We start from the raw sequence: 12,454 nt of genomic DNA, 5'->3' as shown, positions 1-12,454 counted from the left end.
TATGACACCACGGGGAAAGTCAGCACTGCCAAGATTCTGGAATACATCAACGATCCTCATCACGGCGGTTGAAACCGCTGTTCGCTTTTCCGCCCCGCGTTGAAACGACGGGGCTACCAAGCTCTCGTCATTTTTCCGTGTTACTGATTATATCATGTCTGCCGCTACAATTAGCGGGATGATCGAGATGGCTTCACTCCACTGCGTTCCGTTTGCGCTTCGCGTTTCACGCAAGCTTCGCTTTCATGTCCGCGACAGCGGAAACGCAATGACTTGTTATAGCTGATCTAGCGGACATGATATTAAACACCATAATTAAAAATTTAGGGAGCGAGACGCTCCCACTCCAGTAATATCAAGGGATTGGAGGAGTGCTAGCATCTTGCCCACTTGTCTTTTCCGATTACCGATTACCGATTACCGATTACCGATTACCGATTACCGATTACCTATTCATAGCGGTTTAATCGAACTTGATTGGATTGCGCCTTCTAACTTCCGGAAGACAACAAAGGTAAAACCAAAGTCACGAAATAGTACACTAAAGGCGCGGTAAATACATAACTATCGGCTCGATCCAGGATGCCGCCATGACCGGGGATCAACTTTCCGGAGTCCTTAATTCCTGCATCCCGTTTCATCATGGACTCGGTTAAATCTCCTAGCAAACTGGCGATACCAATCATCAAACCCAAGGTTAAGCCGGTTAATTCCCAGTAGGGCCAATGGAGGTAATAGGCTCCAGCGCTGGCGACGAGAATACTGCCAATTACGCCACAAACTGCGCCTTCAACGGTTTTCTTGGGACTAATTTCCGAGAGTCGAGTGCGTCCCCATAATTTACCAAAGGCATAAGCGCCAATATCCGTAGCCCAGATACAGACAAAGGATAGCATGGTTAACTTAAAGCCCATGGGCACATCTGGCCAAGTGGGCCAATGATTAGGAAGGGCCAAACTCCATTGTAAACTCGATCCTTCGCCGATCGATCGCAATCTGACCCAATAACTGGGCAAATAGGCACAATAGAATAAGCCTAAAATAGAAGCAGCAATATCGGCGATCGTGGCTAATTTGGGTTGAAAGAGTAAATAAAAACAAATCAATGTACCTGCCACTGGCACAACAGCATCGGCTAAAGAAGACGAAATAGTACAGATGACTAACAAAATCTGGGTAATCACGACCGTAGTTTTAGCTGCCGGGAGAATGCCCTTCGCCCGCACCATTTCAAAGTATTCCCATTGACCCAGATAGACGATAATCCCAAATCCGAGGGTAAAATACCAGCCCCCTAAGAATGTGACCGATAGGGCAATGGGAATGGCCACTAAACCCGTGACGACACGAGTCCAAGGGAATGCCGAGTTGGGGCGTTGAGGAGATAATAAAGAGTTTCCGGACATTAGTGAGGTTAAGAAGATTTAAGAAATCCTTTAGGACATTATAATCTATACGCTGAAACCTGTTTAATTGCCATGACTTCTCCATCTCCCCATCCGCTCACTTCCTCTTCTCTTTCATCTACAGTGCTAGTGATTGGTTATGGTAATCTCCTGCGCGGTGATGATGGGATTGGGCAAACGGTAGCTATGAGGGTAGAGGAGTGGGAGTTACCCGCAGTGCGATCGCGCTCTGTCCATCAGCTTATGCCAGAACTGGCCCAAGAATTGTCGGAAGTGCAGTTAGCCATTTTTGTGGATGCTGCCCTATGGGGAGATGAGGTAAGTGTATCCACCCTTGAACCTGCACCAGAACAAGGATTACCCTGGGGACATTCTCTGAGTCCGTCTCGCTTACTGGCTCTGTGCCAATGGTTGTATCAAGCTGTGCCCCAAACCTGGATGATTAGCGTGCCTGGTGTTGACTTTTCCGATAGCGATCGCCTCTCCCCCCTAGCCCAAGAGCGGGTGGCGATCGCCCTCAACCACATCACCCACCTGATCCAAAATCATCACAATTGTTAATTTTTTCGGCGATCGCCGACATGAAAATTTTTAATTTTTAATTGACTATGCACGAAGTTAGTATCATGGAACAAACCCTAGAAATTGCTCTCAAACATGCTCAAAACCAGGGGGCAAGCCGAATTCATCGGATTAAACTTAAAGTCGGGGAACTCTCTGGGGTAGTTCCAGAAGCTTTAAAGTTTGCGTTTGATGTCGTCACTCAAAATACTATTGCCCAGAGTGCTACACTAGAAGTCGAAACCATACCGGTTGAATGTTATTGTTCCAATTGTCAGGAAAACTTCTATCCCAGTGACCTGATTCATCTGTGTCCCCACTGTGGACAACTCAGCCGGGAAGTTCGTCAAGGGAAAGAATTAGAGTTAGCATCCTTGGAGGTTTCTTAAATCCATGTGTACTGATTGTGGTTGTGCTGTAACCCCTGGAAAAGTTGAGATTCATAGCCATTCTCATGCCCCCCATGATCATCATCATGATCATGGCCACGATCGCCATCATCACGGCGATCTCGCCCATACCCATACCCTACCGGTTCACGAAGCCATTTTAGCCAAAAATGACCGCCTCGCTGAACGCAACCGGGGCTATTTTTTAGCCAAAGGGCTGTTGGTTTTGAATGTGCTTTCTTCTCCGGGTTCTGGTAAAACGACCCTGATTCAACGCACCCTTGCCGATCTGGGAGAGAGCCTACCCGCAGGGGTGATCGTGGGAGATTTAGCCACGGATAATGATGCCGAACGACTACGGGAAACCGGCGCACCGGTGGTGCAAATTACCACCGGCAGTATCTGCCATTTGGAAGCGGATATGATTGCCCAGGCGATCGCCGAAATTCCCCTTGACAAATTGCAGCTTTTGATCATAGAAAATGTCGGGAATTTAGTCTGTCCTGCTGCCTACGATCTTGGCGAAACCCTGCGCGTAGCCATGCTTTCCACCACAGAAGGAGAAGATAAACCCCTCAAATATCCCACCCTATTTAAGAGTGCCGATGTGATTGTACTCAACAAAATTGATATTGCTGAAGTCGTCGGATTCGATCGGGAAGTTGCCCTGAAAAATATTCAGCAAGTCGCCCCCCAAGCCCAAATTTTTGAAGTCTCTGCCCGCAGTGGTGTTGGCCTCGAACAGTGGTATGGTTATTTAGAGGAACAATTGAAGCAAATTGCGCCTGAATTGGTACATCCATAACCTTCAATCTTAACCCGATCGTAAACTAAGAGTTGAAAGAGGAACAAGCCATGTTAAAAGCATCAGATATCATGACCAAAGACGTGGTGATGATAGGCGGTTTAGCTACTGTAGAAGAAGCGGTTAAACTCATGCGCTCCAAAGGGATTCGTTCCCTAATTGTTAAGCGCCGTCACGACCAGGATAGCTACGGAATTGTAACGGAAAGTGACGTAGTTTATAAAGTCACTGCCTATGGAACTGACCCCAAAGCAGTTCGGGTTTATGAGATTATGACCAAACCCTGTGTGGTGATTAATCCCGATTTAGGCGTTGAATATGTCGCCCGTTTATTTGCGAATTTAGGACTCCATCGCGCCCCCGTAATCAGTGGCGAAGTCTTGGGAATTATTTCGATTACGGATATTCTCAAGAAGGGTGATTTCCTGGAAAAACCGAAAGCGCTTACCCTACAAGAAGAGATTGAGAAGGCGATCGCCGAAGCTCGTAAAACTTGCCAAGATAAAGGCCCTAACTCTCCTGAATGTGCCGTTGCTTGGGAAATTGTTGAAGAGCTAGAAGCAGAAGCAGCTCACCAGCAAGCCAAGAAGATTACCAAAACCAAGTTTGAAGAATACTGTGAAGAACACCCCGATGCGATAGAAGCGCGGATGTACGACACTTAAATCCTTGGCAATAAATCCCTCTCCCGTCCGAGAGGGATTTAAGTAATAAGTCATAAGTAAAGAATCAACTCTTCTTTCCCTTAAAAGTCCCCATTATGGTCAATCTAACCGAAAAACCCACAAAAATCTCTCGGACTGCCAAAAGAGAAGACCTACCCACCATGTACGAGCTACCGAGCGAAGAAGTAGGAGAGGCGGGTTTGCCAGACCAATATCATCCCATACAAGCTCAACTGCTAGAGGAAACGTTTCAACCGGCCACTTATCCCAGAGAGCAGATATTTTCAGCCATGGATTTGAATCTCTACTACGATGTGGAGAAGACTAAACGATATAAACGTCCGGACTGGTTTGGAGTAGTAGGAGTATCGAGACTATACGAACAGAGAGAATTACGGAAAAGTTATGTAGTCTGGCAAGAAGAAGTGCATCCGTTTATCATTGTGGAATTATTATCAGCGAGTACGCAGCGAGAAGACTTGGGAGAAACAACTCGTAAAGAGATAGATGAACCGCCAACCAAATGGGAAGTGTACGAACAATGGCTACAAGTCCCATATTATATCGTTTACGACGGGGAACAGGATAATTTTAGAGTATTTGAGTTAGAAAACAATCGTTATCAAGAGCTAGAGATAAACAATAACCAATTGTGGTTAGAAGAATTAGGATTAGGCTTGAGATTGTGGCAAGGAAGGTATAAAGGAGTAGAGCGATTGTGGCTAAGATTTTATGATGAGTTGGGGAATTTAATTCCCACAGAAGCAGAGGAAGCAGAACGCCAACAGCAACGAGCAGAACAGCAACAGCAACGAGCCGATCGCGAACAACAGGAGAAAGAACGATCGCAAAGAGCATTGCAAGAGTTACGCGATCGCCTGATTGCCATGGGTTTAGACCCGGATAATCTGCCGAATAATCGTTAGTTGATCTTTCGATGCTCTAAGGGGCGGCTGATTGGGGACTCTAGCAAAGGGTTCAAGGGTCGGATACAATAACCCTGATTTAAGCCAAAGCCTTTGGAGTAACTGACCATGCTGATAGCGACTGTAGCAGAAGAACACGGAGCGATCGCCGCTAACCTCCAGCAATTTCTTCTCGTTCTCTCCGTTTCCCTCAGCGTTGCCACCTTACCCCAAATCGTTCCTTGGTTTCGCCAGATCCCCTACACCCTGCTGCTGGTGATAGTGGGACTCGGACTCGCCCTCGTCGATGTGCGCCTCGTCAACCTTTCCCCAGAGCTGATTCTTTCGATATTCCTACCGCCCCTGCTCTTTGAAGCCGCTTGGAACCTGAAATGGTCAGGGTTGAAACAAAATATTGTCCCCATTAGCCTATTTGCCATCCTCGGTGTCGGTATTTCCGTGGTGGGTATCGGGTTCGGAGTCAATCAACTCACGGGGCTGCCCCTAGCCACTGCTCTGTTGTTGGGCGCAAGTCTCTCGGCAACTGACCCCGTTTCCGTCGTCGCTCTGTTCCGGGAATTGGGCGCACCCAAACGCCTGAGCGTAGTGATGGAAGGGGAAAGCCTGTTTAACGATGGGGTAGCCGTTGTTGCCTTTAGTTTGCTCGTCGGTATTCCCCTGGGGATAGAAGAATTTAACCTACAAGCGAGTATTGTTCAGTTTGTGGTCTTTGTCGGTTTAGGTTTAGGCATTGGTGGGTTAATTGGGTTTGGGATTTCCTATCTCACCCAGCGTTTTGATTTACCCTTAGTCGAACAATCTTTAACCCTGATTTCCGCCTATGGAACCTATATTTTAATAGAAGAAGCGGGGGGATCGGGAGTGATTGGTGTGGTGACCGTGGGCTTAATTTTAGGTAACTTTGGCTCCCGCATTGGCATGAATCCCCGAACCCGCGTGATTGTGAGTGAGTTTTGGGAATTTCTGGCCTTTTTTGTGAACTCGATTGTGTTTTTGCTCATTGGCGATCAGATGCAATTGTCGAGTCTGATCGAAAATTTAGACGAGATTCTGATTACCATTGGGGCGATGATTGTCACGCGGGCGATCGCCATTTATGGCTTAGGAACCCTCAGTAACGTCATGACTGAAGTGGACATGAATTGGAAAGAACAAACCGTCCTCTGGTGGGGCGGGTTGCGCGGCTCAGTCTCTATCGCCCTAGCCCTCAGTTTGCCCATTACCCTAGAGGGACGAGATCAAATCAGTGCTACCGTATTTGGAGTCGTCTTGTTTACGCTCTTGGTGCAAGGCTTAACGATTAAACCCCTCTTACAAGGCTTAAACCTCCTCGGTGATGAACCCCTGAGACGGCAATATTTAGAAGCTGTAGCTCGTCGAGTCGCCCTGAATCGGGTGATGGAGACCTTGACATCGGGTAAAAAACGCCCTGAAATTGAGCCAGAATATTATCGCTATCAGGCGGCTCTGGTGCAAGGAGAATTAGAGCAGTTAGAGACTAAAATTCAAGAACTGCGCCAACAACATCCCCAAACGAGAGAATATGCGATTGAACAATTGCGGGAGGAGCTATTGGCGATCGAAGCGGATACTTATGCTGAGTTTATCAAAGCGGGACAACTCAATCATGAACTTTCCCCCTACCTGGTGGATGTTTTCCAAGACAAGGGTAATGGGTAATGGGTAATGGGTAATGGGTAATGGGTAATTGGTAATTGGTAATGGGTGATATAGAAATTCCAGGAGTGCGGGCATCTTGCCCGCGTTTTAACCCATTAATAGTGACTTAACTCTTGCTGGAGTAAAGATTTTTGGCGATCGCTAATTTCTAGAGCCTGATGTAAATACAGCGCTTTTCGCTGCTATGCGGTACAGTTATCGAAATTTTAAGGGTTGAGTGCCTTCCCATGAAAAGCCTGAAAAATGGTTTTCCCATTACCAATTACCCATTACCCTTCTGCCGCGCGAAGCGCTGTAATCATTCTTCCGCTTGAGAAAATTATCTTTCTCTTCAGACTCGGCACGACTAGACTGCATAAGCAGTTGGTCGAGTTTAGCCTCTATCTGTGCAATTTTCTCTTCTAGACTGAATTTAGGGTCGTTATTATTCATTGAACGGGTAAAGTAAACCAAAAACTCGTCCCTTCATGTAAGAGACTATCCACGCCGATTTCGCCACCATGGGCATGAATAATTTGGGAACATAAATACAATCCTAATCCTAACCCGGTTTTGCGTTTTTCCCGATCGCCCCTCGTGTAGGGTTGAAACAGACTTTCGCATTGTTGGGGAGTCATCCCTGTACCATTATCGCTCACCTGACAGTAAACAAACCCCCCGTCTACTTCAGCTCTGAGGGTAAGGGTTAAGCCAGGGGGATTATGCTTGAGAGCGTTGGCGAATAAGTTTTCAAATACCCGCCACAGTTGCTGGCGATCGCCATTAATCAAAGGTAAACTAGGCGGAATGCGATCCTCTAAACGGGCCTGATTTTGGTTTAACACCGGCTCCCAATCTGCCGCCAACTGCTCCGTTAATGCAGGTAAGGACAAGGGTTCGCAGTTGAGAGACACCCCCCAAATCTCACTGCGCTGGGTTTCCAGCAAAGAATTAATTAAATTTAACTGGCGATCGCAACTATCCGCCATCCGTTCTACCATCGATCGCGTTAAAGTAAACGAATCCCGTTTCAACAAATTCTTAAACACCATCAACATCCCCGTCACCGGATTTCGCAAATCATGGGAAACGGCATGTAACAACACTTTTAACCCCGCCTCCGCCTTTTGCCGTTCCACAATTTCCCCTTGCAACTGAGTATTTTGAGCCTCTAACTGCTGCTGTAATTGATGAATCTGTAAATGATTTGCAACCCTTGCCAACACCTCCGGCGCTTGAAAAGGTTTCGTAATATAATCGACTCCCCCCACATTAAACGCCCGCACCTTATCCACCGTCTCATCTAAAGCACTCATAAAAATCACCGGTATATCTTGGGTGCGAGCATCCGCTTTCAGGATTTGACAAACCTGATAGCCATTCATTTCCGGCATCCGAATATCCAATAAAATTAAATCGGGTTTCACCACCTCAATGGCTTTAAGCGCTCCTTTGCCATCTACCGCCTTACGCACCTTATAGCCTTTTTCCGTGAGCATGGAGGATAACAAGCGCAAATTGTTGGGCGTATCGTCCACAATTAACAAATCGGCTAGAACCTTACTGTTCATCAGTTAATTCTACTAAAGTATGAAAACGGAAATGATGCACCCAATCAGACAGAGTATTAATCAACTGCTGATGATGGGTAGGAATTTGGTCAATAAGCTGTTTAATGGTCTCATCATCTCCACTTAAAGCTGATTGATGAACAGCCTCGATCCATTCCGATGGCATTATTTTAAGCTGATCGGGCGTAAGGGTAAATGGTTCAGGGGTATCGGTTGGGGGTAAGGGTTCCTCATAGACATACTCTAGATGTAAATGTTTGGCTAGGGTATTCCAGATGGTTTCTTCCTGAAAGGGTTTGGCGATAAAATCATCACATCCGGCAGCAAAGACTAAATCTCGTTTTTGGGAAAAGGCGCTGGCAGTGAGGGCAATAATAATGGTTTGATGAGGCAGGGAGACTTGAGGTTCTAATTCCCGAATTTTCCGGGTTGCTTCGTATCCATCCATACCTGACATGCGGATGTCCATCCAGATCAGATGGGGATGATGCTGTTGCCAAAGGGCGATCGCCTCTTCTCCGGTTTCTGCTTCAACGATCTCGAATTCTAAAGGTTGCAATAAGCGCACCAATAACAGTCTATTTTCCGGGATATCATCGACAATCAACATCCGATACTGGGGTTGGCCGGGCGCTAAACCGATGACACGATTTTGCACGATCGCAGGTTCTACTTCCTCAACCTTCGCCAGGGTTGTTTGAATTTGAAAGCGAAAACAACTGCCTTCACCCAGAAGGCTTTGAACTTCAATGTTACCCCCCATGAGTTGGACAAATTTTTGACTAATCGAAAGCCCTAATCCCGTTCCTTGATGCGATAATGCTCCCCATCCCTGGCGCGATCGCCGTCCAGACTCAGTTTGCACAAAGGGATTAAACAATTGGTCTAACTCATCTTCAGCAATGCCAATTCCGGTATCTTCAACGGCAAAGGTTAAATAAATCTGGGGATCTTGCCGCACCTGAGATATGCGTAATATCACGCTTCCTTTTTCAGTAAATTTAATCGCATTCCCCAACAGATTAATCAACACTTGGCGCAATTTTTGTTCATCCGTTTGAATATATTGCACTAAATCCGGGGGGCGATCGAACGTTAAGGTTAAGCCCTTAGAATTCGCCCGGATATGCAACATTCCTTCTAAGGTTTGTAATAATTGTTCTAGATCGAAAGCACTGGGTTGAAACGTAATCCGACCGGCTTCAATTTTGGACATTTCCAAAATATCATTAATCAACTCTAATAAATGTTCGCCACTTCGGTTAATAATATTCAGTTCCGAAGCTCCGGCCGCAAATTTAGGGTCATTAGCCATTAATTGACTAAATCCCAAAATCGCATTCAGGGGGGTGCGTAATTCATGGCTCATATTGGCTAAAAATTCACTCTTGGCACGGTTCGCCATTTCTGCCGCTTCTTTGGCTTGTTGTAGGGCCGTTTCTGCCTGTTTGCGGGCGCTAATATCTTCAGAAATACAGAGTAAATGGGTCGCCTCTCCTTGACGGTTATAGAGAGGCAATTTGAGAGTTCTGAGCAGAAGTTTACCCCGTGTAAGGGATTGAAAGGAATGTTCGGTAATCTCTAAAAGTTTCCCTTGTTGTACGGCTTGTAAGTCATGGGCGCTACATTGGGCAGCTTGTTCTAGGGGATAGATTTCGGCATCAGTTTTGCCAATGACCCGATCGCTCCCTAAACCAAAAATTGCTTCGCTGGCTTGATTCCAAATCAGATATCGGAAATCCTGGGTAATATCCTTGGTATAAATGGCCAGGGGAATATGATCGATGATGCTATCGAGGAATTGTTGCGATCGCAGCAATTCTTCCTCTAGGTGTTTGCGAGCCGTAATATCAGTCGTTACTGAAAGTAAGCAGGTTTCCCCATTCACCATAATCACATCCGATGAAAGTAGCGCCACCCGATATTCTCCGGCCTTGGTACGATAGGTAAATTCATAGTTTTTCACCTCCTTCTTTTGCTGAATCAGGTGAAACAATTGCATCCGTTCTTCCACATGAACCCAGAGGTTCAACTCTAAGGCCGTGCGGCCAATCACCTCTTGATTGCTGTACCCTGTTAAAGAGAGGAAACTATCACTGACTTCCAAATGTTGGCCATCGGCTAAACGAGTAATGGTGATCGGGTGAGGAGTGCGCCGAAAGGCTTTGGAGAATTTTTCTTCTGATTCTCGCAAGGCGATTTCCACCGTTTGCTTCTCGCGGATTTCTTGTTCGAGTTCTTCCGTTCTGGCTTGAATTTTAGCTTCTAAAGAGCGAGAATAGGTTTGCAGTTGGCGATGGGAGCGCTTAAGCTGATAGCGCATTCGCTCAAAGGCCAGAGCTAAAGTTCCCAAGGCATCGGTGCGATAGTACCAGGGAGCAGCCGTGCGATCCCAGTTACCTTCCGAAAGGGCGATCGCCACTTGGGAGAGTTGGCGAATGGGTCGGACAATATAACGACTGGTGAGCCAACCCATCCCTGTAGCAGCGATCGCGGCCATCAACCCCATCATGATGGTGAGGTTACGTCCTTGGTGAATCTCTTCCATCAAACTATCTTTAGGCACAAGGATCGCCATCAGCCAATTGAGGTCTTGACGATCGCTCAGGGGAGTTAGATGCAGAATATAGGGGGTATCCAGGAGTCTCACCTGGAGGTCAGTGGGTTCTTGTAGGGGAAGGTGCTGGTCTAAATAGGCTTTGAGATAGTCTCCAGCACGATTGATGAGCGCATAGGTTGACCCCAGGGAGGTTACCGCAGGAGCTACGATCCCCTCTCTAGGGCTAAAGATCAAGATATGGCTATCTAGGCGATCGTTGAAGGTTTGTATAAACTGCTGAAGTTTTGAGATCCAGATAGAGGTGGAAAGGACACCCATCAGGGTTTGGTTTGCCCCGTAGATCGGTAAGACGGCATCTAGACTCATCTCACCCGTGCTAGAAAGATAGGGGGCTGTCCAAGGTTGAGTAGAATCCCGATGGAGGATGGCGCTTCGAGTCGCTTCTTGATACCAAGCTGATTGACGAGGATCGGGGTTGGGGAGCGATCGCAACAGCGATCGGCGTTGTCCTGGTTCTACGGCATAAATGTGCAGTTGGCCGTTCGTCTCTGAAGAGGCGATCGCCAATTCTAACCGAGCAGGATTATCCTTTCGACAACGTAGGGCAACCCATTCCCCTTCTGGATTCGCAAATCGAATCTCACTCACCGTCGGCAATAACTGAAGTTGTTCCTGAAATGTTTGGCTTAACTGCTCAAAATTCTTGGGATTCAGTTGTCCCCCGGCAATGGCGTTAGCATTGACTTGATTAATCCGATCGGCAATGGAAAGAGTGTTTACCAGATAGTCATCTAGATGGGCACTGATTTCTGCTTGTAAGTCACTAGCAACATTCTTGACGGCTGCTTGGCCATGGTACAACGACAAATATCCCGTTAAGCCAACTGCCACCACAATTTGCAGGACAAAAGGCACAATTAAGGCCACTCCCAGAGGTACACTTTGGAGAAGTTTATGAAACCGTTGCTGAACGCGAAGCATGGTATTGATGGCAAGGTTTTCTAGAATCTGGACGCTGCACCGATCCTCTGAAACTACTAGAATAGCCTATCCATCCTTTTCCAGGGTTTAAGAAGGAGAAGTCGAATATTGACTTAACACTTCTTTGGCACGCCGTACCATGTGTTCTGGCCCTTCAATCATCAGTAAATATCGCCCCTGTCGCAGGTGATGGCGATAAATACTAGAGGTGTTTCCTTCGCCAAATAAGCCAATCAGTGCCCCCACCAGACCCCCGCACAGACCGCTCATGAGTCCGGCCGATAGAATCACTAAAACCCATTGGAGAGGATCGAAATTGGGGAGTTCCAGCTTTAAGATCCATAGGAGTATGGCAGCGATCGCACTCCCGGCCAAGGCTGAGAGTAACCCCAGTCGATAGGCCTTAGCGAAAACAATCTTCATGGGTTTGTACAGTCCCACCCATTCGGGGGGATTAAAGTCTCGCCCGACAATGGCTAAGTATTCGGGGGAAACCCCTTGGCTATAGAGTAATCGATAAGCAGCAAATGCTGAATTCGGATCGGGAAGTACGGCGATCGCCAAATGGGGACGGCGCTTGAATTTGGGTCTATGACCAGATAGATTAGGGGACATTATGTAACATGCCTAAGAGAAAGCCGCTCTGCTCTTTTTAGATTAACCGACATTATGCAACCTGCCCATATCAATCAGAATTTGTCTTAACAAAGAGTAAAGCTCTGTGAGGGCACGGAAAAATGACGAGAGCTTGGTAGCCCCGTCGTTTCAACGCGGGGCGGAAAAGCGAACAGCGGTTTCAACCGCCGTGATGAGGATCGTTGATGTATTCCAGAATCTTGGCAGTGCTGACTTTCCCCGTGGTGTCATAAAAATAGCTGTGAGTCCATAAACTAGGCAGTTTGCATAGCTCTGGAAATTCCTGTCGCAACAG

Annotated in this window: 11 protein-coding genes; 6 read left to right on the top strand and 5 right to left on the bottom strand. The window is 46.9% G+C overall.

Annotated elements, in window-relative coordinates:
- Nucleotides 1-491: 491 nt before the first annotated feature.
- Nucleotides 492-1,406 carry a phosphatidate cytidylyltransferase gene (locus PJF56_RS06080; RefSeq protein ID WP_283761755.1) on the bottom strand — a complete coding sequence of 305 codons (915 nt, stop codon included), beginning with the start codon at nt 1,404-1,406 and terminating at the stop codon, nt 492-494.
- 72 nt (nt 1,407-1,478) lie between these two features.
- Between PJF56_RS06080 and PJF56_RS06075 the strand changes: the two genes are divergently transcribed.
- From PJF56_RS06075 to PJF56_RS06050, 6 genes are all read left to right on the top strand, one after another.
- The gene (locus PJF56_RS06075; protein ID WP_283761754.1) at nt 1,479-1,967 is read left to right on the top strand and encodes a hydrogenase maturation protease; all 489 of its coding nucleotides are present in this window, start codon (nt 1,479-1,481) and stop codon (nt 1,965-1,967) included.
- Between the two features lie 47 nt (nt 1,968-2,014).
- The gene (hypA, locus tag PJF56_RS06070) at nt 2,015-2,356 is read left to right on the top strand and encodes a hydrogenase maturation nickel metallochaperone HypA (RefSeq protein ID WP_283761753.1); all 342 of its coding nucleotides are present in this window, start codon (nt 2,015-2,017) and stop codon (nt 2,354-2,356) included.
- Nucleotides 2,357-2,360: 4 nt separating this feature from the next.
- Nucleotides 2,361-3,161 carry a hydrogenase nickel incorporation protein HypB gene (gene hypB / locus PJF56_RS06065; protein ID WP_283761752.1) on the top strand — a complete coding sequence of 267 codons (801 nt, stop codon included), beginning with the start codon at nt 2,361-2,363 and terminating at the stop codon, nt 3,159-3,161.
- 50 nt (nt 3,162-3,211) lie between these two features.
- On the top strand, nt 3,212-3,826 hold the full coding sequence (locus PJF56_RS06060; protein WP_283761751.1) for a CP12 domain-containing protein: 615 nt from the start codon (nt 3,212-3,214) through the stop codon (nt 3,824-3,826).
- A 95-nt stretch (nt 3,827-3,921) separates the two neighbouring features.
- On the top strand, nt 3,922-4,752 hold the full coding sequence (locus PJF56_RS06055; protein ID WP_283761750.1) for a Uma2 family endonuclease: 831 nt from the start codon (nt 3,922-3,924) through the stop codon (nt 4,750-4,752).
- 108 nt (nt 4,753-4,860) lie between these two features.
- Nucleotides 4,861-6,432, top strand: coding sequence for a Na+/H+ antiporter (locus tag PJF56_RS06050; protein ID WP_283761749.1), 1,572 nt, complete (start codon nt 4,861-4,863; stop codon nt 6,430-6,432).
- A 428-nt stretch (nt 6,433-6,860) separates the two neighbouring features.
- On the opposite strand, the gene PJF56_RS06045 is transcribed toward PJF56_RS06050, so the two are convergent.
- The 4 genes from PJF56_RS06045 to PJF56_RS06030 form a co-directional block, all read right to left on the bottom strand.
- On the bottom strand, nt 6,861-7,982 hold the full coding sequence (locus tag PJF56_RS06045; protein ID WP_283761748.1) for a hybrid sensor histidine kinase/response regulator: 1,122 nt from the start codon (nt 7,980-7,982) through the stop codon (nt 6,861-6,863).
- Nucleotides 7,972-11,523, bottom strand: coding sequence for a PAS domain S-box protein (locus PJF56_RS06040; RefSeq protein ID WP_283761747.1), 3,552 nt, complete (start codon nt 11,521-11,523; stop codon nt 7,972-7,974). The genes PJF56_RS06045 and PJF56_RS06040 overlap by 11 nt, the downstream gene beginning before the upstream one ends.
- Nucleotides 11,524-11,610: 87 nt before the next feature.
- Nucleotides 11,611-12,138: a hypothetical protein gene (locus tag PJF56_RS06035; protein WP_283761746.1), complete on the bottom strand. Its 528-nt coding sequence runs from the start codon at nt 12,136-12,138 to the stop codon at nt 11,611-11,613.
- A gap of 181 nt (nt 12,139-12,319) precedes the next feature.
- Nucleotides 12,320-12,454: transposase (locus PJF56_RS06030; RefSeq protein WP_283761756.1), on the bottom strand; the 135-nt coding region annotated here is incomplete at its 5' end.

The organism is Roseofilum halophilum BLCC-M91, from assembly GCF_030068445.1.
Taxonomy (GTDB): domain Bacteria; phylum Cyanobacteriota; class Cyanobacteriia; order Cyanobacteriales; family Desertifilaceae; genus Roseofilum; species Roseofilum halophilum.
Note: the sequence above shows the minus strand (reverse complement) of the source record. Positions and strands in the feature narration are given on the sequence as shown.

What these genes read in the sequence shown, in the direction of transcription:
- PJF56_RS06080 (WP_283761755.1), bottom strand. Translation starts at nt 1,406, where the DNA reads ATGTCCGGAAACTCTTTATTATCTCCTCAACGCCCCAACTCGGCATTC.
- PJF56_RS06075 (WP_283761754.1), top strand. Translation starts at nt 1,479, where the DNA reads ATGACTTCTCCATCTCCCCATCCGCTCACTTCCTCTTCTCTTTCATCT.
- hypA (WP_283761753.1), top strand. Translation starts at nt 2,015, where the DNA reads ATGCACGAAGTTAGTATCATGGAACAAACCCTAGAAATTGCTCTCAAA.
- hypB (WP_283761752.1), top strand. Translation starts at nt 2,361, where the DNA reads ATGTGTACTGATTGTGGTTGTGCTGTAACCCCTGGAAAAGTTGAGATT.
- PJF56_RS06060 (WP_283761751.1), top strand. Translation starts at nt 3,212, where the DNA reads ATGTTAAAAGCATCAGATATCATGACCAAAGACGTGGTGATGATAGGC.
- PJF56_RS06055 (WP_283761750.1), top strand. Translation starts at nt 3,922, where the DNA reads ATGGTCAATCTAACCGAAAAACCCACAAAAATCTCTCGGACTGCCAAA.
- PJF56_RS06050 (WP_283761749.1), top strand. Translation starts at nt 4,861, where the DNA reads ATGCTGATAGCGACTGTAGCAGAAGAACACGGAGCGATCGCCGCTAAC.
- PJF56_RS06045 (WP_283761748.1), bottom strand. Translation starts at nt 7,982, where the DNA reads ATGAACAGTAAGGTTCTAGCCGATTTGTTAATTGTGGACGATACGCCC.
- PJF56_RS06040 (WP_283761747.1), bottom strand. Translation starts at nt 11,523, where the DNA reads ATGCTTCGCGTTCAGCAACGGTTTCATAAACTTCTCCAAAGTGTACCT.
- PJF56_RS06035 (WP_283761746.1), bottom strand. Translation starts at nt 12,138, where the DNA reads ATGTCCCCTAATCTATCTGGTCATAGACCCAAATTCAAGCGCCGTCCC.